Source organism: Neisseria meningitidis (assembly GCF_022869645.1).
GTDB lineage: Bacteria > Pseudomonadota > Gammaproteobacteria > Burkholderiales > Neisseriaceae > Neisseria > Neisseria meningitidis.
Window position 1 is genome coordinate 826,298 of the sequence record NZ_CP064367.1, and the last position, 24,307, is coordinate 850,604.

The 24,307-nt window shown below is 51.4% G+C and carries 19 protein-coding genes, 1 pseudogene and 1 riboswitch; of the genes and pseudogenes, 11 read left to right on the plus strand and 9 right to left on the minus strand.

What is annotated here, in order from left to right; genetic code table 11:
- Window positions 1-19: 19 nt before the first annotated feature.
- Entirely contained in the window at window positions 20-1,333 is a 1,314-nt protein-coding gene (locus IUJ45_RS04325) for a CitMHS family transporter (RefSeq protein ID WP_002222940.1), read from the minus strand.
- Between the two features lie 568 nt (window positions 1,334-1,901).
- Window positions 1,902-2,468, minus strand: a complete 567-nt coding sequence (locus IUJ45_RS04330; RefSeq protein ID WP_002221470.1) for an NADPH-dependent FMN reductase — start codon at window positions 2,466-2,468, stop codon at window positions 1,902-1,904.
- A 164-nt stretch (window positions 2,469-2,632) separates the two neighbouring features.
- Here IUJ45_RS04330 and dacB point away from each other — a divergent pair, with 164 nt between their 5' ends.
- Window positions 2,633-4,042, plus strand: a complete 1,410-nt coding sequence (dacB, locus tag IUJ45_RS04335; protein ID WP_002232981.1) for a D-alanyl-D-alanine carboxypeptidase/D-alanyl-D-alanine endopeptidase — start codon at window positions 2,633-2,635, stop codon at window positions 4,040-4,042.
- 46 nt (window positions 4,043-4,088) lie between these two features.
- Here the strand turns inward: dacB and IUJ45_RS04340 are convergent.
- Both IUJ45_RS04340 and metK read right to left on the minus strand, forming a co-directional pair.
- A pseudogene (locus tag IUJ45_RS04340) lies at window positions 4,089-4,760 on the minus strand (IS1595 family transposase).
- A gap of 248 nt (window positions 4,761-5,008) precedes the next feature.
- Window positions 5,009-6,178, minus strand: a complete 1,170-nt coding sequence (gene metK, locus IUJ45_RS04345) for a methionine adenosyltransferase (protein ID WP_002247057.1) — start codon at window positions 6,176-6,178, stop codon at window positions 5,009-5,011.
- 183 nt (window positions 6,179-6,361) lie between these two features.
- Window positions 6,362-6,471: riboswitch (SAM-I-IV-variant riboswitch) on the minus strand.
- A 97-nt stretch (window positions 6,472-6,568) separates the two neighbouring features.
- Between metK and IUJ45_RS04350 the strand changes: the two genes are divergently transcribed.
- Complete coding sequence (locus IUJ45_RS04350; protein ID WP_002219783.1) at window positions 6,569-7,420, plus strand: lysophospholipid acyltransferase family protein; 852 nt, start codon at window positions 6,569-6,571, stop codon at window positions 7,418-7,420.
- Window positions 7,421-7,463: 43 nt separating this feature from the next.
- Here IUJ45_RS04350 and tsaD read toward each other — a convergent pair whose 3' ends face one another.
- On the minus strand, window positions 7,464-8,528 hold the full coding sequence (tsaD, locus tag IUJ45_RS04355) for a tRNA (adenosine(37)-N6)-threonylcarbamoyltransferase complex transferase subunit TsaD (protein WP_002238314.1): 1,065 nt from the start codon (window positions 8,526-8,528) through the stop codon (window positions 7,464-7,466).
- Between the two features lie 6 nt (window positions 8,529-8,534).
- Between tsaD and IUJ45_RS10965 the strand changes: the two genes are divergently transcribed.
- On the plus strand, window positions 8,535-8,660 hold the full coding sequence (locus IUJ45_RS10965) for a hypothetical protein (protein WP_002214501.1): 126 nt from the start codon (window positions 8,535-8,537) through the stop codon (window positions 8,658-8,660).
- Here the strand turns inward: IUJ45_RS10965 and ccsB are convergent.
- The 3 genes from ccsB to IUJ45_RS04370 all read right to left on the minus strand — a co-directional run bounded on the left by ccsB (window position 8,645) and on the right by IUJ45_RS04370 (window position 12,677).
- Window positions 8,645-9,832, minus strand: a complete 1,188-nt coding sequence (ccsB, locus tag IUJ45_RS04360; RefSeq protein ID WP_002214504.1) for a c-type cytochrome biogenesis protein CcsB — start codon at window positions 9,830-9,832, stop codon at window positions 8,645-8,647. The genes IUJ45_RS10965 and ccsB overlap by 16 nt on opposite strands.
- A complete protein-coding gene (locus tag IUJ45_RS04365) occupies window positions 9,825-11,777 on the minus strand; it encodes a cytochrome c biogenesis protein ResB (protein WP_002248760.1) in 1,953 nt (650 codons plus the stop codon). Before IUJ45_RS04365 ends, ccsB begins: the two co-directional genes overlap by 8 nt.
- Window positions 11,778-12,053: 276 nt before the next feature.
- Complete coding sequence (locus IUJ45_RS04370) at window positions 12,054-12,677, minus strand: c-type cytochrome (protein ID WP_002214509.1); 624 nt, start codon at window positions 12,675-12,677, stop codon at window positions 12,054-12,056.
- A 205-nt stretch (window positions 12,678-12,882) separates the two neighbouring features.
- Between IUJ45_RS04370 and yihA the strand changes: the two genes are divergently transcribed.
- Window positions 12,883-13,512 (plus strand): ribosome biogenesis GTP-binding protein YihA/YsxC, encoded by a 630-nt coding sequence (gene yihA, locus IUJ45_RS04375; protein ID WP_002217904.1) that lies wholly within the window; start codon window positions 12,883-12,885, stop codon window positions 13,510-13,512.
- Window positions 13,513-13,632: 120 nt separating this feature from the next.
- Here yihA and IUJ45_RS04380 read toward each other — a convergent pair whose 3' ends face one another.
- Window positions 13,633-16,029 carry a penicillin-binding protein 1A gene (locus IUJ45_RS04380; RefSeq protein WP_002219786.1) on the minus strand — a complete coding sequence of 799 codons (2,397 nt, stop codon included), beginning with the start codon at window positions 16,027-16,029 and terminating at the stop codon, window positions 13,633-13,635.
- A gap of 151 nt (window positions 16,030-16,180) precedes the next feature.
- Between IUJ45_RS04380 and pilM the strand changes: the two genes are divergently transcribed.
- The 7 genes from pilM (at window position 16,181) to aroB (ending at window position 24,286) form a co-directional block, all read left to right on the plus strand.
- A complete protein-coding gene (pilM, locus tag IUJ45_RS04385) occupies window positions 16,181-17,296 on the plus strand; it encodes a type IV pilus biogenesis protein PilM (protein WP_002214517.1) in 1,116 nt (371 codons plus the stop codon).
- A 2-nt stretch (window positions 17,297-17,298) separates the two neighbouring features.
- Window positions 17,299-17,898, plus strand: a complete 600-nt coding sequence (locus tag IUJ45_RS04390; protein ID WP_002214520.1) for a PilN domain-containing protein — start codon at window positions 17,299-17,301, stop codon at window positions 17,896-17,898.
- Window positions 17,899-18,546 (plus strand): type IV pilus inner membrane component PilO, encoded by a 648-nt coding sequence (locus tag IUJ45_RS04395; protein WP_002214521.1) that lies wholly within the window; start codon window positions 17,899-17,901, stop codon window positions 18,544-18,546.
- A 17-nt stretch (window positions 18,547-18,563) separates the two neighbouring features.
- On the plus strand, window positions 18,564-19,109 hold the full coding sequence (locus IUJ45_RS04400; protein ID WP_002214522.1) for a pilus assembly protein PilP: 546 nt from the start codon (window positions 18,564-18,566) through the stop codon (window positions 19,107-19,109).
- A gap of 18 nt (window positions 19,110-19,127) precedes the next feature.
- A complete protein-coding gene (locus IUJ45_RS04405; protein ID WP_002261352.1) occupies window positions 19,128-21,437 on the plus strand; it encodes a type IV pilus secretin PilQ in 2,310 nt (769 codons plus the stop codon).
- 1,177 nt (window positions 21,438-22,614) lie between these two features.
- Window positions 22,615-23,127 carry a shikimate kinase gene (locus tag IUJ45_RS04410; RefSeq protein ID WP_002222978.1) on the plus strand — a complete coding sequence of 171 codons (513 nt, stop codon included), beginning with the start codon at window positions 22,615-22,617 and terminating at the stop codon, window positions 23,125-23,127.
- A gap of 79 nt (window positions 23,128-23,206) precedes the next feature.
- On the plus strand, window positions 23,207-24,286 hold the full coding sequence (gene aroB, locus IUJ45_RS04415) for a 3-dehydroquinate synthase (protein ID WP_002236907.1): 1,080 nt from the start codon (window positions 23,207-23,209) through the stop codon (window positions 24,284-24,286).
- Window positions 24,287-24,307 lie beyond the last annotated feature (21 nt).

Here is a 24,307-nt window from a genome sequence, read left to right on the forward strand (position 1 = left end):
CTTCAGACGGCTTCGCCGTTTACGGCAGAGGCACGATTCCTGCCGCTATCGAACTGGCCAATATCGCCAGCGACAAACCCCACGCCCAGAAAAACGAATAACGGATGTGTTTGCCCATCGACAATTTCGCCAAACCCAAGCCCATCCACAAAGCCGGCGAAAGCGGCGTAACAAAAGTGCCGACGATACTGCCGATCAACATCGCATAACCTGCTGCTTCGGGCGCCACGCCCGCCTGCGAGGTAATCTGCTCCACAATCGGAAACAGTCCGAAATAATAAGCGTCCGTACTCAAAACCAACTCAAGCGGAATGCCCAACACACCGATGGCAATATGCAGATAAGGCAGCAGCGCGTCCGGCAGGATATGCACAATGTCTTTGGAAATCGCGTCCAACATCCCCGCACCCTTCAAAATCCCCAAAAACGTACCTGCCGCCAAAATAATGGACGCCATCATCACCGCGCCGCCGGCGTGGGCATAAATCCGCTCCATCTGTTCCTGCGGGCTGCGGTAATTCAAAAGCAACGCCGCCGTTGCAGCCAGCATAAATACATAACCCGGCGGGAAGATGCCCGAAAAAAGCAGGCTCATCGCCGCCAAAAACAGCAGGACATTCCACCAAAACAGTTTCGGACGCGCCAATTTTTGTTCTTCTTCCGACAAAGGCACCGGCTTTATCAAATCCGCCACGGCGGGCAACGCGCCCAACTCCCGGACAATCCGCCTTTTTTCACGCACACCCAAAAGCAGGGACAGCGCAAGGATAAACACTACACCGATAATTTGCACCGTCAACAAAGGTTTATACAATTCGCCCACATCTGCGCCCAACACGCTTGCAACCCGCCCAGTCGGCCCGCCCCACGGCAGAAGGTTAATCAATCCCGCACTGGAAGTTAGCAGCAAAAACAGCAGGTAAGGATTCATATGCAGACGCTTGTAAAGCGGCAAAAGGGCGGGGACGACCAATAAAAACGTCGTCGCACCCGCCCCGTCCAACTGCGCCACCACCGACACCAAGACCGTCCCCACACTCACTGCCACGATATTACCCCGAGTCAGCTTAATCAAACCGCCTATCATCGGACGAAACAGCCCCACATCGTTCATGATTCCAAAAAACAAAATGGAAAACATAAACATAATCACAATCTGCATCACCGATTTGGTGCCGCCCGAATAAAATTCTTTTAATTGGGATACATCAAACCCCGCCAGCAACGCCCCAAACAGCGGCACCAAGATTAATGCGATGATGGGCGACACTTTTTCCGTCAGCAGCAACCATACGATGACCCCGATAATCAGCAGTCCGATAAACGTCAGCATCATTTCTCCTTTATTTTATTTTAAACAGAAAACCGACCGTGCAGGCAAAACCGCCCACAGACGCGGGATAAGCCCTGCATTCTACTTTTTTATTTTGAAACAAGTCAATCGGTCATTTCCTCCCATTCACGCCTGCCGCCATTCCTGCATCCGTCCGTCATTTCACGGCGGCAACCGATACGGAACAACCGGCAAATCGGTATCGGGACGGCGCGGGGGCATTCATCCCGGTGCGCCGATTCAAACGAAACCGCCCCTATCATTGCGGAGCGCGGGGCATGCCGTACACGCGGGATTTTATAGTGGATTAACAAAAATCAGGACAAGGCGGCGAGCCGCAGACAGTACAAATAGTACGGAACCGATTCACTTGGTGCTTCAGCACCTTAGAGAATCGTTCTCTTTGAGCTAAGGCGAGGCAACGCCGTACTGGTTTTTGTTAATCCGCTATAAACACGCCGGTCATTTGCCGCGCATTATCCGGCAAACGGCAAACCTTGACGCTGCCCAGCCCATATAAAAAAGCCGCAAAACCCGAACCGGTTTTGCGGCCTTTCGACTTGTTTGTTTATTTGGCATTTCTTTCAATCAAACCGACAAACTGATTAATATATGACTGAACAAAATCCCTTGCCGAGTCGATCAATTTGCCGTTTTCATCAAACAGTGTCGGCGAATTGCCCAAAAACACTTCCGGCTGTCCGGTTACGGGCATATCGAAATAAGACAGCGCAAGGCGCAGGTTTTTTTGCGAACTGTAACCGCCCATCTTGCCGACGGAATGGCTGATGATGCCGGCCGGTTTGTTTTTCCACGCCACGTCGGCATTCGGTTTCGAGCCGATGTCCACCGCATTTTTCAAACAGGCGGGAATGGTGCGGTTATTTTCGGACGTAACGAACAAAATGCCGTCCGAAGCCTTAATCGTTTCGCGGAAAACCGTGTAGCTTTCGGGCAGCGGCACATCTTCCACCGCAGGGTCGTCATAATCGAAATTGTAAAGCGGCAGATGTCCGATTTCGACGATTTCCGCCTGCCAGCCTTCGGGGAACATCTCCGCCGCATTCAATGCCACTTTGCGCGCAAAAGAAGCACGGCGCAGGCTGCCCACCAAAATACTGATTTTCTTAGCCATAATCATTCCTCCTGAATATTAAGTTTGTGCGTCTCAATCATTTCATAATGATAGCGATTATTATATATGTGATTTCCCCTGCAAACAAGCCGGCCCGCCGCCACAGCGTTCCCACTTATCCGGCTTTGCCTTATAATTGCTTTTTTTATGTAACAGATTTACCTATGAATTTCCCCAAAACAGCGGCCTCCCTGCTGCTGCTTCTCGCCTCCCTCGCCGCACACGCGCTCGATACAGGTCGCATTCCGCAAAACGAAATCGCCGTATATGTCCAAGAGCTTGACAGCGGAAAAGTCATCATTGACCACCGCTCGGATGTCCCCGTCAACCCCGCCTCCACAATGAAACTCGTTACCGCGTTTGCCGCCTTCAAAACCTTCGGCAGCAATTACCGCTGGGCGACCGAGTTTAAAAGCAACGGTACGGTAAACGACGGCACGCTTGACGGAAACCTGTATTGGGCGGGCAGCGGCGACCCCGTTTTCAATCAGGAAAACCTGCTTGCCGTCCAACGCCAGTTGCGCGAACAAGGCATACGCAATATCACGGGACACCTGATGCTCGACCACAGCCTGTGGGGCGAAGTCGGCAGCCCCGACGATTTCGAAGCCGACAGCGGTTCGCCGTTTATGACGCCCCCCAATCCAACTATGCTGTCTGCCGGTATGGTTATGGTGCGCGCCGAACGCAATGCCGCCGACAGTACCGACATCCTCACCGATCCGCCTTTGCCGCATATTTTCGCCCAAAACAACTTAAAAATTACCGCCTCCCAAGCTGCCTGCCCTTCGATCAAAAAACTGATGCGTGCATCTTTTTCGGACAATACGCTGAAATTGCGCGGCAATATTCCCGAGAGCTGTTTGGGCAAGCCTGTCGGTGTCCGGATGTTCGCGCTTGACGAACTGATCCGGCAAAGTTTTACCAACCACTGGCTGCTCGGCGGCGGACGGATTTCAGACGGCATCGGCATATCCGACACGCCGGAAGGCGCGCAGACGCTTGCCGTTGCACACTCAAAGCCGATGAAGGAAATTTTGACGGACATGAACAAGCGTTCGGACAATCTAATTGCGCGTTCCGTCTTCCTCAAACTCGGCGGCGACGGCAAACTGCCCGCCGTTTCCGAACAGGCAGCGTCTGCCGTCCGGCGTGAACTTGCCGTGTCGGGCATCGATGTTGCGGATTTGGTTTTGGAAAACGGTTCAGGTCTGTCCAGAAAAGAAAGGGTAACGGCGAGAATGATGGCGCAAATGTTGGAAACGGCTTATTTCAGCCCGTTTGCACAAGATTTCATCGATACGCTGCCCATCGCCGGCACAGACGGGACTTTACGCAACCGCTTCAAACAAAGCGGCGGGCTGTTGCGCTTAAAAACCGGCACGCTCAACAATGTCCGCGCCCTTGCAGGTTATTGGCTGGGCGACAAACCGATGGCGGTGGTCGTCATCATCAACAGCGGCCGCGCCGTTTCCCTGCTGCCCGACTTGGACAACTTCGTTGCCAACAACATCATCTCCGGCGGCGATGGCTGGCTGGATGCGAAACTGATGTGCAAAGAACGCCGAGCCTGAAACAGGAAAATATAGTGGATTAAATTTAAGGGGCTGTCCTAGATAACTAGGACAAACTCGATTTTACTAATTGTTTTAAAATGGAACAAGAACTTTTATCTCACTGTTGTTAAAACGCCATTCGCACTCCTTTAAATACAGCTCAAAATGCGCTTTGGGAATGCCGTTAAACTTGCGTAAATGACGTTTTGCCTGGTTCCAAAAGTTCTCAATTCCATTAATATGGTTTTGTCGTTCGGCAAAATGTGTGCTGTGATTGATACGAAAACGAAGTTTCAGCGAAGCTAAAATGGCTAAATTCGCGCACATCTAATACATCATAGCTACGATAACAATCCGTATAAACAATGCTGTCAGGTTTCACTTGTTCACGGATAATAGGAAATAAAGTAGCGGTTTGAGTATTCGGTACTGTAACCGTATAAACCTTACCATTTCGCTTCAAAAGACCGAATACGGCGACTTTACCGGCAGCACCGCCACCGCGTTTGCCTTTGCGTTGTCCGCCAAAATAACTTTCATCTGCTTCTACTTCGCCATCAAACATTTCCAAATGCGGACTGTTTTGATAAATAAGTAATCGTAAACGATGAAAATAATAGGCTGCGGTATTTTTATTAACGCCTACTAACTCTGCTGCCGTTCTTGCAGTTACACCTGCGACAAATAGCTCAATGAGTTTATTTTGTTTATACCGGCTTAGACGACTTTTTCTCATAGGGATAATTCTAACTTAATTTGAATTTCCCTAGTTATCTAGGACAGCCCCAAATTTAAACCAGTACGGCGTTGCCTCGCCTTAGCTCAAAGAGAACGATTCTCTAAGGTGCTGAAGCACCAAGTGAATCGGTTCCGTACTATCTGTACTGTCTGCGGCTTCGTCGCCTTGTCCTGATTTTTGTTAATCCACTATATAAAAATGCCGTCTGAACTGTTCAGACGGCATTTTTGATTTTCAAACCGGAATTACAGCCCCGCTGCCGCCCTCAATGCAGCAGCTTTGTCGGTGCGCTCCCAAGTGAACTCAGGTTCTTCGCGGCCGAAATGTCCGTAAGCGGCGGATTTACTGTAAATCGGGCGCAAGAGATCGAGCATTTGGACGATGCCTTTGGGGCGCAGGTCGAAATGTTCGCGAACTAAGGTAATCAGTTTTTCTTCGCTGATTTTGCCTGTGCCGAAAGTATCGATGGAAATCGAAGTCGGTTCGGCAACGCCGATGGCGTAGGAAACTTGAATTTGGCATTGGGTTGCCAAGCCTGCGGCGACGATGTTTTTCGCCACATAACGGCAGGCGTAAGCGGCGGAACGGTCAACCTTGGACGGGTCTTTGCCGGAGAATGCGCCGCCGCCGTGCGGAGCCGCGCCGCCGTAGGTGTCAACAATGATTTTACGGCCGGTCAAACCGCAGTCGCCTTGCGGGCCACCGATAACGAAGCGGCCGGTCGGGTTGATCAGGTATTTGGTTTCGTCAGTCAGCAGTTCAGACGGCAGGACGGGCTTGATAATCTGCTCGATGACGGCGTTTTTCAGCTCTTCGTAACCGACAGACGGATCGTGCTGGGTGGACAGGACGACGGTGTCGATGCGTTTTACTTTGCCGGTTTCGCTGTCGTAAACCACGGTCAGTTGCGCTTTAGCATCAGGGCGCAGCCACGGCAGGCGGCCGTCTTTGCGCAATTCGCTTTGACGCTGCATCAGGCGGTGGCTGTAATAGATGGCAAACGGCATCAGGGTCGGGGTTTCGTCACAGGCATAGCCGAACATCAAACCTTGGTCGCCCGCGCCTTGGTTCAGATCGATGCCTTCGCCTTCGTTCACGCCTTGGGCGATGTCCGGAGATTGTTGGTCGTAGTACACGCCGACTGCGCAGCCGTTGGCGTCAAAGCCCAGCTCGGAGGAGTTGTAGCCGATGCGTTTGATGGTTTCGCGTGCGACTTTGATGTAGTCCACTTGGGCGGTGGTAGTGATTTCGCCTGCCAATACGCACAAGCCTGTGTTGACCAAAGTTTCTGCGGCGACACGCGCTTTGGGGTCTTGCGCCAGAATCGCATCCAAAATCGCATCGGACACTTGGTCGGCCACTTTATCCGGATGGCCTTCGGATACCGATTCGGAAGTAAACAGATATTCGCTCATTGAGATTTTCCTTGAAAAACAAACCATCTTCTTCAGACGGCATGTTGTATGAACATAATGTCGACAGCGGGAAATATAGCAAAATTTCCCTATTCATACCATTCAGTTGAGAAATATTCCCATTTGAATGGCACTTTGAAATCTCTGCCCGTACGTTTCTTACAGGCAAAAAAATTCCCGCATCAAGCGGGTTTGGATTGCTCTGGTGAGCCACATCGGTTTTTCAACCGTCCACCTTACCTTTCCATTTGAAAAGCAGGTTGGCATGGAATTCCCAACTCTTAATGCAGCACGCATCGTAGCAGAAAAGGCATATTGCCGCAATACTTCCCTTTTTCAGACGGCATGTTTCGTTTACAATTCAGGCTGTTTCCCCCTTTGCGAACCGCCATGCACATCCTGTTGACCGCCCTGCTCAAATGCCTCTCCCTGCTGCCGCTTTCCTGTCTGCACACGCTGGGAAACCGGCTCGGACATCTGGCGTTTTACCTTTTAAAGGAAGACCGCGCGCGCATCGTCGCCAATATGCGTCAGGCAGGCATGAATCCCGACCCCAAAACAGTCAAAGCCGTTTTTGCGGAAACGGCAAAAGGCGGTTTGGAACTTGCCCCCGCGTTTTTCAGAAAACCGGAAGACATAGAAACAATGTTCAAAGCGGTACACGGCTGGGAACATGTGCAGCAGGCTTTGGACAAACACGAAGGGCTGCTATTCATCACGCCGCACATCGGCAGCTACGATTTGGGCGGACGCTACATCAGCCAGCAGCTTCCGTTCCCGCTGACCGCCATGTACAAACCGCCGAAAATCAAAGCGATAGACAAAATCATGCAGGCGGGCAGGGTTCGCGGCAAAGGAAAAACCGCGCCTACCAGCATACAAGGGGTCAAACAAATCATCAAAGCCCTGCGTTCGGGCGAAGCAACCATCGTCCTGCCCGACCACGTCCCCTCCCCTCAAGAAGGCGGGGAAGGCGTATGGGTGGATTTCTTCGGCAAACCTGCCTATACCATGACGCTGGCGGCAAAATTGGCACACGTCAAAGGCGTGAAAACCCTGTTTTTCTGCTGCGAACGCCTGCCTGGCGGACAAGGTTTCGATTTGCACATCCGCCCCGTCCAAGGGGAATTGAACGGCGACAAAGCCCATGATGCCGCCGTGTTCAACCGCAATGCCGAATATTGGATACGCCGTTTTCCGACGCAGTATCTGTTTATGTACAACCGCTACAAAATGCCGTAACGAAAATAAAAATGCCGTCTGAACAATTTCAGACGGCATTTTGTCATCTGACGATTTCCGACAGCGGCCAGCGCGGACGGACATTGAACGCACCGACCTCCCTGCCCTTGCCCAGGTGCATCGCACCGGCAAAGGCAATCATGGCACCGTTGTCCGTGCAATATGCCGTCGGCGGGAAAAACACGCTGACTTTTTCGGACGGATGTTTCGGCTTGCCTTTGGGGGTCGGGATTTGCACCGTCATGTTGCCGAAAGTTTCGCGGAGTTTGCGGTTTGCACCGACCCCGCCGGCAACCACTACGGTTCTGAACCCTGTCTGCAACAGGGCTTTTTTCACTTTCGCCGCCAACACATCGACCACCGCATCTTGAAACGCACGGCAGATGTCGTTGCGTGTCTGCTCAGGAATGTCATCCGCCCCGTTTTCCGCGCGCACTTTCTCAACGGCGGTCAATACGGCGGTTTTCAAACCTGAAAAACTCATCTGCAAATCGTCGGAATGAATCATCGGGCGCGGAAAAACAAACGCTTCGGGCCTGCCCGATTCCGCAAGTTCCGACAGTTTCGCACCGCCCGGATACGGCAAGCCCAGCAGTTTCGCCGTTTTGTCGAATGCCTCGCCCGCCGCATCATCGACGCTCTCGCCCAAAAGCGCGTAGTCGCCTATGCCCCTGACCGCCATAATCTGCGTATGCCCGCCCGAAACCAGCAGCGCGACAAAAGGAAAGTCGGGTTTTTCCTCCGCCAACAGCGGCGACAGCAGATGTCCTTCCAAATGATGGACGGGAATAACAGGCTTGTCCAACGCTAAAGCCAGCGCGTTGGCGTAGCTCGAACCCGCCAGCAGCGCACCGCCCAAACCGGGCCCCTGCGTAAAGGCAACCGCGTCAATGTCGCCATACGATGCGCCCGCCTGCGCCAAACAGCCTTCAGTCAACGGAACAAGGCGGCGGATATGGTCGCGGCTTGCCAATTCCGGCACAACCCCGCCGTATTCGGCGTGCATTGCCATTTGAGTGTGCAGGCAGTGCGCCCGCAATCCACGTTCCGTATCGTAAAGCGCAACACCGGTTTCGTCGCAAGAAGACTCGATTCCTAATACCAACATGGTCTGATGCCGTTAAAAACTGAAAAACGTATTTTAGCGGATTTCGGCACGACTGCCGTATCCCAAAAACGGAACATGCCGTCTGAAGACCGTTCAGACGGCATCGTCGCACCGTATCAAAGCGTTCCGTAAGAATGCAGCCCGCTCAAAAACATATTCACGCCGATAAAGGCAAATGCGGTTACGAACAAACCGATAATCGCCCACCACGCCAGCACTTTGCCGCGCCAACCGGCAACCAGCCGCAAGTGCAGCCAAACGGCGTAATTGAGCCAGACGATGAACGCCCACGTCTCTTTCGGATCCCAACTCCAATAGCGTCCCCAAGCATCTGCCGCCCACAGCGCACCCAAAATGGTGGCAATGGTAAAGAACAGAAAGCCGACGGCAATCGCCTTATACATCACCTCGTCGATCAATGCCGACGGCGGCAGCCACAGTTTTCCGCCTTTTCCTTCCGCACGCAGGGAAACCAGTTCGGCAATACCGAGCATCGCGGAAATGCAAAACGCGCCGTAACCGATAAAGTTTGCCGGAACGTGGATTTTCATCCACCAGGACTGGAGCGCGGGAATCAGCGGCTGGATGGTATGCGCCTCGCGGGACACGCTGTACCACAAGACAAATCCAACCACGACCGCCATAAAGCCGAACACGAAGCCGCCCAATTTCTGTATGGCGAACTTACCTTCATAATAAAGATACATCAGCGCGGTAATCACCAAAAACAGGATGAACACTTCATACAGGTTGGAAACCGGAATATGCCCCGCATCGGGACGGAGCAGATAGCTTTCGTGCCAACGTACCAGCAGACCGGTAAAGCCTGCTACGGCAGACACCCATGCAAACACGGTTCCCATACCCAACAGCGTGTTGGTCGGCACATTTTTTACGCTTGCCAAAACCGCGCCCGAAATATAGGCGAACAGGGCGAAGAAGACAAAGGCGCACTGCCACATGATCGCCGACTGGCTGCTGAGGAAATACCGCAACAGGAAAATCTCTGCCGATTTGATGTTGCCGCCATACAAACCGACGGCGGCATAGGCAAGCAATACGCTTAAAGGAACAAACCAGCGCATCGGTTTGAAAAACCAACCCAAAAACACGGCAATACCGGCACTTGCCCACAACATGACCGTTTCGTAAATGTCCATATGCATACCGGAACGGGTCTGTACGAAAACCGTAGCCGCAAAAACCAGCACGGCAAATACCCAATCCCAAAGATTCAGATTGCTGATCAAAGACTTCTGAATCAGCAGCTCGTGTTCCGGAAGGGTTTTATAGTGTTCAGTCATGATTCAAGTCCTTGCCGAGCCGTTGCAGACTCTCGACGTGTTTTGGAAATTCCTTCTGCAAATCCCGTTCGCTGCGGGCCGAAGACATGGCAAAACGGATTTTGCCGTCTGAAAACAATACCCACGCCCGTTTTTCGCGCACATAAAACATCAATACCGTACCCAATACCAACAGCACCGAGCCGAGATAGACCAAAAGCGCACCCGGGGAACGGGTCATCTGCAAACCCGACGAACGCACCTCGGAAAACCCATCAAGTTGCAGCAGCATAGGCGCGGGATATTCGGTCAAACCCGTGTACGCATCCATACTGTGCAGCAGGAAACGATTCCGCGCTTCATCCTGCTGCCATTCGGGCAAGCCGTACCGGCGTATGGTTTCATCCAAAGCAGCGTTCATCACGCCGTAAAGCATTTCGTAGAAATAGCCCTGCATCTTATCCTGCTGCTCTTTCGGGATATTGGACGTAATAAATTCGTCCAATCCCAAATAGCCTTTTTGTGCAAAGATGTTCAGCGTGTTTTCCGCAGCCAGCATGAATTGTTCGCGGATTTCGGCAGGTGCGCCTTTGGTTGCGTCGGCAACCAGACGTTTGCGCCCTTCCCCATCTTTCAAAAACTCACGCAATGCCATAAAGGTGTCCGCTTTCAACTGCTTGTCCAAGGGGATACGCAGCCAGCGGTATTGCTGCTGCAAGCCGCTGCGCGTGCCGGTAATCCAAAAATAATCCTGTTCCTGCAAAACCGGCAGCATATAGTTTTTATATTCGACCGCCTGCCCTGCCGCATCACGGATACGGTAAACAATGGAAGGGCCGATATTGGTGTATTTTTTACCTTCCTGAGTAACGGCGCGGACATCGTTCAGCGTGGATTTCAGGCTTTTTTCCCGTTCCGCGCCCTCGCTCATGTCCTCCACATTCATAGAAGTAAACTGATCGAACTCAAGACGATATTTGTGTTTGCCAATTTCCAACGGAAACTGGTGTATGGATGTTGCCTTCAACACGACAGGCTCGCGCGAAGCATCACCCAAATTCCACGCCTTGAATGTCAAATCCGAACCGCCGTCGGCAAAACTCGCCTGATAAATCGTGATGCCGTGCAAGGTCAAAGGATGGTTCACGCGGATGGTGCGCTCGAGTTTCTCACCGGTTGCCTTATCCGTTACTTCAATATCACTGGCAAAATCGCGCGGCATACCCGTATTGTAAAAATCGATATGGAATTTTTTCAGTTTGACTTCAAAAGGCAAGTCCTGAACCAATATCCCGTTGTCGGCATTCAGGAAAACCACATCCGCACTCTGCCCCTCGGAAATATTGACGTTGCCCCTAAATGAGAGATTGGACGCACCCAAAATACTTTCGGGCTTGAAATCCTTGGCATAAACCGCCTGATTGTCCGGAACAATCCGACCGGTCAGCATACCCAGTTTCAACAGCAGGTTACTGTCTATCAACCCGCCCAGGCAAATGACAATCAAAGCAACATGGGCAAAGATATAGCCCCATTTGTTCATTGTGCCTTTTTTGGCGGCAATCAGAACCGACCCGTCTTCACGGTTAATGGTTTTTCCCTGAAAACCTTGTACTTCCAGATAACGTTTGGCAACCTCGGGCGCAATTTTTACATCCAACAGCGAAGAATGGCGCATCGCCGCCAGAGATTTTTCTTTAACCTTTTCCCGAAAAGACTTCATTTCGCGCCAGAACGGCGGCACATTGCGAATCAGGCACAAACTGGTAGAAACCACCAAAAACATCATGATAACGACAAACCATGCCGAAGCATAGACGTCATACAGTCCCAGAAAACCAAAAATCTGCGCCCAAAACGATCCGAATTTGACCAAATAATCCGTCTGCGGCTGGTTTTGCTGCAACACCGTACCGATAACCGATGCAATACCCAGCAGACTGAGCAAAGCGACCGCAAAGCGCATGGAGCTGAAAAAAGCGAACCACGGACGGGAAAGAAGTGGGGGAGATCTACGGGATTTACTCATTGTGTGTTTATTCCGCCATCAGGAATATGGGAAAGCAGAATTGGGCAAACAGAAAACAACGTCCCGATTCTACTGTCTTGATGCTTTTTATTTCAAGACAATGAAGACAGCCTGCATCGATTCCAACGGTTGCGATTGAAAAAACTTATCGCAGAATTGCCTGAAGCCGTCTGAAAACTTTTCAGACGGCCTCTAAAACAGACTATTGCGGAATTAACGCAAACCTTGGATAAAGTTGGCGACCGCTTTCAAATCTTCTTCAGACATACGGTTTGCAATATCTTCCATGATGGTATTTTTACGCTGACCGGACTTGTAGGCATTCATCTGTTCAACAATATATGCCTGATGCTGACCGCCCAAACGCGGATAAGCCTGAATTTCGCTTCCGCCTCCCGGCATACCCGCACCGCTCGGACCGTGGCAGGACATACACGCCGGCACTTTTTTATCGCTCAAACCGCCGCGATAGATTTTCGCACCCAATTCGGGATTTTCCTTAGGATTGGCTTCACCGGATTTGGGCTGCTGTTTGGCATAGAATGCGGATACGTTCAAAATATCCTGATCGCTCAAATTCATTACCACCGGTTTCATCACAGCTGCCGAACCGTGGGTGCGTTTACCGTCGCGGATGCCGATGGTTTGATGATAGATGTAAGCAGTATGCTGTGCCGCCAAACGCGGATACATCGCAATGCCGCTGTTACCGTCTGCTGCATGGCAAGCCGCACAAACCGTTGCGGCAACCTGTTTGCCTTTTTCCACGTCTGCTTTGGGAGATGCGGAAACCGCACCGGCAGCCAAAACAAAGGCCAATAAAGTCAATCGTTTCATGGAGTGCTCCTGATTACAGCATTGGATAACGCAACAATGCTCTTTTTATATTCAAATACGGGATTTTTGACCCGATTAAAACCGATGATTCTGCAAACGTGTTATTCTATACTAAATTTACATTAAATTACCACTGTGTTTCACATAAAACCAACCGCATATTTTTGCTGTCGGACAAACGGCGGCGGAAAACAAGGATATGCCCATGAACCTTTTTCAAAACGCCAAATTCTTCACGACGGTAAACCACCTTAAAGACCTGCCGGACACACCGCTCGAAATTGCCTTTGTCGGCAGGAGCAATGCCGGAAAATCCAGTGCCATCAATACCCTGACCAACCATGTCCGTCTTGCCTACGTTTCAAAAACACCCGGACGGACGCAGCATATCAACTTCTTCGAGCTGCAGAACGGCAATTTTATGGTCGATTTGCCCGGCTACGGTTATGCCCAAGTCCCCGAAGCAGTACGCGCACATTGGGTCAATCTGCTCGGCGACTATCTGCAACAGCGCAAACAGCTTATCGGGCTGGTTTTGATTATGGATGCCCGCCATCCTTTAAAAGAACTCGACATCCGTATGCTGGACTTTTTCCACACGACCGGCAGACCGGTTCACATCCTGCTGTCAAAAGCCGACAAATTATCCAAAAACGAACAGATAAAAACCCTGTCCCAAGTCAAAAAACTGCTCAAACCTTATTCCGACAGGCAAAACATCAGCGTACAGCTGTTTTCCAGCCTGAAAAAACAAGGTATTGACGAGGCCAACCGAACTGTCGGAAGCTGGTTTGACGCAGCAGATGCCGCCGCTTCCTCTCCAAAGGAAAACTGACCCCAATTATACGGAAACCGTATTCCCCCCACTTGACCGACCGCAAACATTTAAAAAATTGCCACTGCCAAATCTAAAATGCCGTCTGAAAGACTTTTCAGACGGCATTTTGCGGAGTCTTTAAAACAGAGAATCCAACTGCTGCTGTTTGGAACCAGTATTACTCGGAAGCACCGGCGTTTCCTGCATATCTTGGCGGACTTCGTCATCCGCCGCCTGCCGTCCGCCTTCTGCCGCGCCCCCGTCATCTTCTTTTGCCCGTCGGGAAGGTTGCGGCGCAATACCGCTGTTGTCCAGCGTCAAGCCCGGATCGGTTACCATACGTTCCTTCATATAGTATTCGCCATTGCTGCTGACCACACCTTCAGGCATTTTCATCCCCTTGCCCTGCTTTCCTTTCAACGCAAAACGCATATAGTCCACCCAAACCGGCACCGCAATCGTACCGCCGTAGCCGACACGCCCCATACTCTTAGGTTTGTCGAAGCCGATATATACGGCAGTAACCACATCAGGGTTAAAACCGACAAACCACGCATCCTTATTGTCATTGGTCGTACCCGTTTTACCGGCAATATCCGTTCTTCCCAACGCAGCTGCCCCCCTTGCCGTACCAACACGGACCACATCCTGCATAATCTTATACATAATATAGGCATTGCGCGGATCGATTGCCTGAGGCGCATTTTGCCCGGCCACCAAAGGTTGCATTTGGGCGCGCAACCTGCCGTCTCTGTCATAAATCTTATCGATTACGTGCGAAGAAACCCTATATCCGCCGTTCGCAAATACGCTATATGCCTCCGCCACTTTCAACGGCGTTGTCTCGCCCGTACCTAAAGCCATAGACAGGCTTGCCGGCAGCTCGGACGACCTGAAGCCGAAACGCCGGATATACTGTTGCGCGTAACCGACACCGATAGACATCAAAATACGGATGGAAACCATATTCTTGGAAGCCGTCAGAGCCTGTCTCAAAGTAATGTAGCCGGAATATCTGCCGTCTGAATTTTTAGGTGTCCAAACCGAACCGTTCGGCCCTTTCCCCGGCAGGGAAATCGGCGCATCGTTAACCACTGTGGACGCGGTCATCCCCTTAGATAATGCCGCCGAATAGACAAACGGCTTAAAGGTCGAACCCGGCTGCCGCATTGCCTGAACGGCACGATTGAATGTTTTGCTGTGAAAATCATAACCGCCGACCAGCGCGCGCACAGCTCCGGTTTTTGCATCCAGCGAAACCAAAGCCCCCTGCAGCAACGGCTCTTGAACCACCGCCCAACGCCCGCCGTTGTTTTTGACACGGATGACCGCGCCCCTGCGGATACGGTCCTCCCCCATTTTTTCATTATTGACCGCGCGGGCCGCAAAACCCAAGGCGCGCCTGTCAAGCGTAACCCGCCTGCCGCCGGGCAGCTGTATGACGACATTTTTCTTTTTAGTCACATCCAACACAACGGCGGGAACCATTTTATCGACGGTATAGAGTCCCGACAGATACTGGCTGACAGTCTCCTCGACATCTTCACTCTTACTCAAATCGATATAGTTTTCCGCACCGCGGTAGCTGCTGCCGCGATCGAAATTCCGTAGAGCCTTGCGCAATGCCTCGGTTGCCACCTTCTGATGATCGGCGCGGACCGTGGTATAAACCTTAAAACCCTGCGTATAGGCATCTTCACCGTATTTCTCATACAGTTCCTGACGCACCATTTCCGCCACATATAAAGCACTCTGATCGATTTTCCGAACAAACCGCTCGTAATGCAGTTCCTCATTCAACGCCTGATCGCGCTGTTGCACGGTAATCATCTTCTCCTCGAGCATATTGTTCAAAATATACTTCTGGCGCAACTTGGCACGTTCCGGATTAACAATCGGATTATAGGCAGACGGAGCCTTGGGCAGTCCCGCAAGCATGGCGGCTTCCGCCAAAGTCAAATCTCGGACATTCTTATTGAAATAGATTTGCGCGGCAGATGCAAAACCATAGGCGCGCTGACCGAGGTAAATCTGATTGAAATACAACTCGAGGATTTTGTCTTTGCTTAAAGACTGCTCGATTTTATAGGCAAGCAACACCTCATTGAATTTGCGTGTGAACGTTTTTTCACTGCTCAAATAAAAATTTTTCGCCACCTGCTGCGTAATCGTACTCGCACCCGACTGCACGCTGCCGGACACGACATTGCCGACGGCAGCGCGGGCAACACCCCAAACATCCACCCCCCAATGCCGGTAAAAGCGTTTATCCTCGGCGGCGATAACCGCATTCCGCAACACCTCTGGGAAATCGCCGATTTTTGTAAATTCGCGCCGCTGCTCCCCATACATACCGATGACTTCCCCATCCGCCGAATAAATAGTCAACGGCATTTTAGGCTGGTAATGCTGCAAAGAATCCAAAGACGGTAGTTTCGGATACGTTACCAAAATAGCAATGGCAACCAAACCCACTCCAAATACACAAAACCCAAAAACCAAACCAAAACAAGTCGTTAAAATCTTTTTAATCATAGCTGAATAATAATTTACCATTATTGGTATTAAATAAAGTAAAATAGCAACCGATTTCTACAAAGCACGGTTTCAATGTGTAAAGAACAAGGAATCCATTACGGATACCGAAACGGTTACTCACTGTACAAATAAAGCAGGAACTTTCATCATGCGCTTGTTTAAAAGCTTGAAAAACCCTAAAAAAACAGATGCCAAGCTCCCTAAAAAATCTTCGGGACTCAATAACCGCGCGGCAATCGGCATCGATATCGACCAGCATTCCATCAAAATGGTCCAATTGTCAGGACGTAGTTTAAACCAAATTCAATTGGAAAAATACGTCATTGCCAAATTACCAAAGAATATCATTCAAGGCAATAAAGTCCAAAATTACGATCAACTTGTTACATATTTGCAACAAGCCTATGCCAAACTGGGTACTTCGTGCAAAAACATCATCGCGTCCGTCCCGCAAAATCTGGCAACCATCGAACAATTGACCTACACAGACAAAGATGCAGAATTAGACCTGCAGGGGTTCGTGGAGTCCTCCATCTCCGAAGTCAGCTCGATATCGCTCGAAGAAGCCAATTACGACTATCAGGTCTTGTCCCAATCGGCCGCCGGCGAAGCTGTGTTGGCCGTCGCATCGAGAAAGGATGAAATCGAACCCCTGATTGACGCATTCAACGCCGCCGGTATGAAATTATCCGCGCTTGATGTGGACATTTTCGGACAATACAACGCCTACGCGCTATGGATAAACCATTTCGCCCCCGAGCTTGCAGCCGAAAAAGTCGCCATTTTCGGCGTATATGCCGCACAGACCTACGCCTTGGTCATCCAAGACGGAAAAATCCTATACAAACAGGAAACCTCCGTCAGCGAAGAACAGCTCAACCAACTCATCCAGCGCACCTATCAGGTAACAGAAGAAAAAGCGGAAGAAATCATCAACTCCCCGCAAAAACCTTCCGATTACCAAGAAAGCGTGGCAAACTATTTCAACCAGCAGATTACCCAAGAAATACAAAGGGTCTTGCAGTTTTATTACACCACTCAGACCGCAGACGATATGACCGACATCAAGCATATCCTGCTGACCGGGGAAGCGGCGCGCCAGGAAGGCATCGCCCAAACCGTCGCCTCACAAACCAATGCAGATGTACAATGCGTCCATCCCGCGCGTTATTTTGCGGACAACCTCAAAACAGACAAACAACAATTCGAACTTGATGCGCCGACACTGACCAGGGCGTTCGGTTTGGCGGTACGGGGATTATAATTATGAACAATTTAATCAAAATCAACCTCCTCCCCTACAGGGAAGAGATGAACAAGCGCAAACAGCAGCAGTTTAAAACGCTGATGTACGGTGCCGTGCTGACGGGCGTTGCCGCCGTTGCGGCAACCTACCTGTTTATCGACAATATGATCAATAACCAGTCGGAAAGAAACACGCTGCTGGAAACCTCCATCGCACACTTGGATACCGAGCTGTCGGAAATACAAAAGCTCAAACAGGAAAAAGATGCCTTCCTGATTAAGAAAAACAAAATCGAGGAGCTCCAGCTCAAACGCCTCCAAGCCGCAAAAATCCTCGACAGCCTGAATGAGGCCGTCCCCGGAAGCACCTACCTGACCTCGCTGGATGCCGTTACCGCCGACTCTTATCGGCTCAGCGGCAGGACATCCAGCGACAACCGCGTTGCCGCCATGATGAGGGCGATGCCCAATACCGGCATATTCAAGCAACCCGAATTGTTAAGCATCAAGAAAAACAATTCGCATCAAGAATTTACCCTTCAGGCAACATTACAACCCATCGTAAAGGCGGCCGAATCCAAAGAGAATCCGGCTTCGGGAAACGCACAGGAGGCAAACTGAATGGCTTCTAAATCATCTAAAACCAACTTGGATCTCAACAACCTTCACCTGCTCAACCTTCCTGCCAGGCTTTTTATCGCCCTGCTGGCCGTTGCCGCCGTGCTGGGGCTCGGTTATGCCGGATTGTTCAAAAGCCAGATGGAATCCCTTGAGGAATACGAAGCAAAAGAAACCGAACTGAAAAACACCTACAAACAGAAAAGTATCGACGCGGCCAGCCTGAACAACCTGAGGGACGAACTTGCCTCAATCCGCTCTGCCTTCGATATCATGTTGAAACAGCTGCCGACAGATGCAGAAATTCCCAATCTGGTTCAAGAGCTTCATCAGGCAGGTTCGAGCAACGGTCTGCGCTTGGACAGCGTTATGCCCCAACCTCCCGTAGATGACGGCCCCATCAAAAGATTACCCTATTCCATTTCCATTACCGGAAATTACGAACAGATCAGCCAATTTACCCGCGATGTCGGCAGCCTCTCCCGAATCATTACCCTTGAGTCGCTGAAAATCGCCCAATCTCCGGAAAACGGCGGCAATCCTGACGGCAAGAGCAGCATCCTGAACCTCAACGCCATTGCCACCACCTACCAAGCAAAATCCGTAGAAGAGCTTGCCGCAGAAGCGGCACAAAATGCCGAGCAAAAATAACTTACGTTAGGGAAACCATGAAACACTATGCCTTACTCATCAGCTTTCTGGCTCTCTCCGCGTGTTCCCAAGGTTCTGAGGACCTAAACGAATGGATGGCACAAACGCGACGCGAAGCCAAAGCAGAAATCATACCTTTCCAAGCACCTACCCTGCCGGTTGCGCCGGTATACAGCCCGCCGCAGCTTACAGGGCCGAACGCATTCGACTTCCGCCGCATGGAAACCGACAAAAAAGGGGAAAATGCCCCCGACACCAAGCGTATTAAAGAAACGCTGGAAAAATTCAGTTTGGAAAATATGCGTTATGTCGGCATTTTGAAGTCTGGACAGAAAGTCTCCGGCTTCATCGAGGCTGAAGGTTATGTCTACACTGTCGGTGTCGGCAACTATTTGGGACAAAACTACGGTAGAATCGAAAGCATTACCGACGACAGCATCGTCCTGAACGAGCTGATAGAAGACAGCACGGGCAACTGGGTTTCCCGTAAAGCAGAACTGCTGTTGAATTCTTCCGACAAAAACACCGAACAAGCGGCAGCACCTGCCGCAGAACAAAATTAAGAAGAGGATTACTCCATTATGAATACCAAACTGACAAAAATCATTTCCGGTCTCTTTGTCGCAACCGCCGCCTTTCAGACAGCATCGGCAGGAAACATTACAGACATCAAAGTTTCCTCCCTGCCCAACAAACAGAAAATCGTCAAAGTCAGCTTTGACAAAGAGATTGTCAACCCGACCGGCTTCGTAACCTCCTCACCGGCCCGCATCGCCTTGGACTTTGAACAAACCGGCATTTCCATGGATCAACAGGTACTCGAATATGCCGATCCTCTGTTGAGCAAAATCAGTGCCGCACAAAACAGCAGCCGTGCGCGTCTGGTTCTGAATCTGAACAAACCGGGCCAATACAATACCGAAGTACGCGGGAACAAAGTTTGGATATTCATTAACGAATCGGACGATACCGTGTCCGCCCCCGCACGCCCCGCCGTAAAAGCCGCGCCTGCCGCACCGGCAAAACAACAGGCTGCCGCACCGTCTACCAAGTCCGCAGTATCCGTATCCGAACCCTTTACCCCGGCAAAACAACAGGCTGCCGCACCGTTTACCGAGTCCGTAGTATCCGTATCCGCACCGTTCAGCCCGGCAAAACAACAGGCGGCGGCATCAGCAAAACAACAGGCGGCAGCACCAGCAAAACAACAGGCGGCGGCACCAGCAAAACAACAGGCGGCGGCACCAGCAAAACAAACCAATATCGATTTCCGCAAAGACGGCAAAAATGCCGGCATTATCGAATTGGCGGCATTGGGCTTTGCCGGGCAGCCCGACATCAGCCAACAGCACGACCACATCATCGTTACGCTGAAAAACCATACCCTGCCGACCACGCTCCAACGCAGTTTGGATGTGGCAGACTTTAAAACACCGGTTCAAAAGGTTACGCTGAAACGCCTCAATAACGACACCCAGCTGATTATCACAACAGCCGGCAACTGGGAACTCGTCAACAAATCCGCCGCGCCCGGATACTTTACCTTCCAAGTCCTGCCGAAAAAACAAAACCTCGAGTCAGGCGGCGTGAACAATGCGCCCAAAACCTTCACAGGCCGGAAAATCTCCCTTGACTTCCAAGATGTCGAAATCCGCACCATCCTGCAGATTTTGGCAAAAGAATCCGGGATGAACATTGTTGCCAGCGACTCCGTCAACGGCAAAATGACCCTCTCCCTCAAAGACGTACCTTGGGATCAGGCTTTGGATTTGGTTATGCAGGCACGCAACCTCGATATGCGCCAACAAGGGAACATCGTCAACATCGCGCCCCGCGACGAGCTGCTTGCCAAAGACAAAGCCTTCTTACAGGCGGAAAAAGACATTGCCGATCTGGGCGCGCTGTATTCACAAAACTTCCAATTGAAATACAAAAATGTGGAAGAATTCCGCAGCATCCTGCGTTTGGACAATGCCGACACAACCGGAAACCGCAATACGCTTGTCAGCGGCAGGGGCAGCGTGCTGATCGATCCCGCCACCAATACCCTGATTGTTACCGATACCCGCAGCGTCATCGAAAAATTCCGCAAACTGATTGACGAATTGGACGTACCCGCGCAACAAGTGATGATTGAGGCGCGTATCGTCGAAGCGGCAGACGGCTTCTCGCGCGATTTGGGCGTTAAATTCGGCGCGACAGGCAAGAAAAAGCTGAAAAATGATACAAGCGCATTCGGCTGGGGGGTAAACTCCGGCTTCGGCGGCGACGATAAATGGGGGGCCGAAACCAAAATCAACCTGCCGATTACCGCTGCCGCAAACAGCATTTCGCTGGTGCGCGCGATTTCCTCCGGTGCCTTGAATTTGGAATTGTCCGCATCCGAATCGCTTTCAAAAACCAAAACGCTTGCCAATCCGCGCGTGCTGACCCAAAACCGCAAAGAGGCCAAAATCGAATCTGGTTACGAAATTCCTTTCACCGTAACCTCAATCGCGAACGGCGGCAGCAGCACGAACACGGAACTCAAAAAAGCCGTCTTGGGGCTGACCGTTACGCCGAACATCACGCCCGACGGCCAAATCATTATGACCGTCAAAATCAACAAGGACTCGCCTGCGCAATGTGCCTCCGGTAATCAGACGATTCTGTGTATTTCGACCAAAAACCTGAATACGCAGGCTATGGTTGAAAACGGCGGCACATTGATTGTCGGCGGTATTTATGAAGAAGACAACGGTAATACGCTGACCAAAGTCCCCCTGTTGGGCGACATCCCCGTTATCGGCAACCTCTTTAAAACACGCGGGAAAAAAACCGACCGCCGCGAACTGCTGATTTTCATTACCCCGAGGATTATGGGTACGGCCGGCAACAGCCTGCGCTATTGATGCGTCAAAATAAGGGCATATGTTTTACGGCATATGCCCTTTCTTTATGCTTTTTGCCGCGACCGAAATGCCGTCATTCCCGCGCAGGCGGGAATCCAACTTGTCCGGTTCCGGTTGTTTTTCGTCTCGTAACTTTTGAGCCGTCATTCCCGCGAAAGCGGAAATCCAGTCCGTTCGGTTTCGGTCGTTTCCGATAAATTCCTGCTGCTTTTCATTTCTAGATTCCCACTTTCGTGGGAATGACGGTGGAGAGGTTTTTGTTGTTTCGGAGAAGTTTCTGCAACCCTAGAATCTCGTTATTTCCACAAAAAACAGAAACCCGAAACAGCAACTTAAAACCTCGTCATTCCCGCAAAAGCGGGAATCCGGTCCGTTCAGTTTCGGTCGTTTCCGATAAATTCCTGCTGCTTTTCATTTCTAGATTCCCACTTTCGTGGGAATGACGGCGGAGAGGTTTTTGTTGTTTCGGAGAAGTTTCTGCAACCCTAGAATCTCGTTATTTCCACAAAAAACAGCAACCCAAAACGGCAACTTAAAACCCCGTCATTCCCGCGCAGGCGGGAATCTAGGTCTGTCGGTTCAGGAACTTATCGGATAAAACGGTTTCTCCAACCCTGCGTTCTAGATTCCCACTTTCGTGGGAATGACGGGATATGGGTTTCCGTGCGGACGTGTTCGGATTTCCGCCTGCGCGGGAATGACGGCGACAGATGCCCAACGGTCTTTATAGTGGATTAACAAAAATCAGGACAAGGCGACGAAGCCGCAGACAGTACAAATAGTACGGAACCGATTCACTTGGTGTTTCAGCACCTTAGAGAATCGTTCTCTTTGAGCCAAGGCGAGGCAACGCTGTACTGGTTTTTGTTAATCCACTATAGTATTGATAAACATATTATCTTCAATATATTCAATTGGATAATTGTTTACCTAAGCAAAGATAATTGCCTTTTCCTGACAAATAAGTGAAATCAACGGATTGTCAAAACACAGCCTGAAATAAAAAACCTCCCTGATTTCTTTTATTTGTCCTTAAAATCAGAAAGGTTCGGGATGGTCGGGTTATTTTTCCAAACGTACCGCCGCCCTGCCGATTTCGTATAAAATTCCGCCGTAACCCGACAAGCCCGAACCCTGTCGCCCCGAAAGGCGGGGTGTCAAACATTAAGGAATTGTGATGAAAAACTTTAACGGCAAACTCATCCTCATCGGACTGATGGGCGCGGGCAAAACCACGCTGGGCCGGCAAATGGCGCAGCGGCTGGATTACCGTTTTTACGACAGCGATCACGAAATCGCCGCAGCCGCCGGCGTTCCCATCCCCACCATATTTGAAATGGAAGGCGAACAGGGATTCCGTTCGCGCGAAACCGCCATACTCAAAAAGCTGGTTATCCTGCCCCATATCGTCCTGTCCACCGGCGGCGGCGCGGTGTTAAAAGAAGAAAACCGCGCCCTTATCCGCAAAAGCGGCACGGTCGTCTATCTGCACGCCCCGCCCGAAACCCTGCTCGAACGCACGCGCTGCGACAACAGCCGTCCTTTGCTGCAAGTTGCCGATCCTTTGGCGAAATTACGTGAACTCTACGCCGCACGCGACCCCGTTTACCGCCAAACCGCCGACTTTACCGTAGAATCGGCAAACTGCCGGGAAACCGTGCAAACCCTGCTCAAACGCTTATCCCGATAAACCGGCATATGCGCCGCGCCCAGAAAACCAAACCGCGCCCCGCCCGGCGGGCCGGCGGTTCAAACTTTAAGGAACAACAATGAAAACACTGACCGTACACACCCCGTCCCACAGCTACCCCATCTTTATCGGCAACGGACTGCTGCCGCAGGCAGGAAGCCTGCTCAAACCGCATTTGGGCAAACGCGCCGCCATCATCACCAACGAAACCGTCGCCCCGCTCTACCTCGGCACGCTTCAGACGGCATTGGATGCGGCAGGCGTATCCCATTTCAGCATCATCCTGCCCGACGGCGAGGCGCACAAAAACTGGCAGACGCTCAACCTCATCTTTGACGGGCTGATGCAAAACCGCGCCGAACGCAAAACCACGCTCATCGCACTGGGCGGCGGCGTGATCGGCGATATGACGGGTTTTGCGGCGGCTACTTATCAACGCGGCGCGCCATTTGTTCAAATTCCCACTACTTTATTAAGTCAGGTCGATTCCTCCGTCGGCGGCAAAACCGCCATCAACCACCCGCTCGGCAAAAATATGATCGGCGCGTTCTACCAGCCGCAGGCGGTGCTTGCCGACTTGGACACGCTGCACACCCTGCCCGCCCGCGAACTGTCCGCCGGTATGGCGGAAGTCATCAAATACGGCACGCTCGGCGACATTAGTTTTTTTGAATGGCTGGAACAGCATATGCCCGAACTGATGGCACTCGAACGCGCGCCCCTCATCCAAGCCGTGTACCGCTGTTGCCAAATGAAGGCAGACATCGTCGCCCAAGACGAAACCGAACAGGGCATACGCGCATGGCTCAACCTCGGACACACCTTCGGACACGCCATTGAAACCGAGATGGGTTACGGTACTTGGCTGCACGGCGAGGCCGTCGCCGCCGGCTGCGTGTTGGCGGCGCGTTTGTCCGAACAACTGGGCAAAATCTCCGCCGCAGATACCGCGCGGCTCGCCGCCCTGCTCGAAGCCGCCGGACTGCCGTCCGCGCCACCCGTGTTTGCCTTTGAAAAATGGCTGGAACACATGAGCCACGATAAAAAAGTCAGCGGCGGCATCATGCGCTTTATCGGTCTGAACCGGCTGGGCGAAGCCAACATCACCGAAATTACCGACACGGACATCCTCCGCCGCACCCTGCAACCGTATCTCTGATTTCCTCTGCCGATGTGCTGC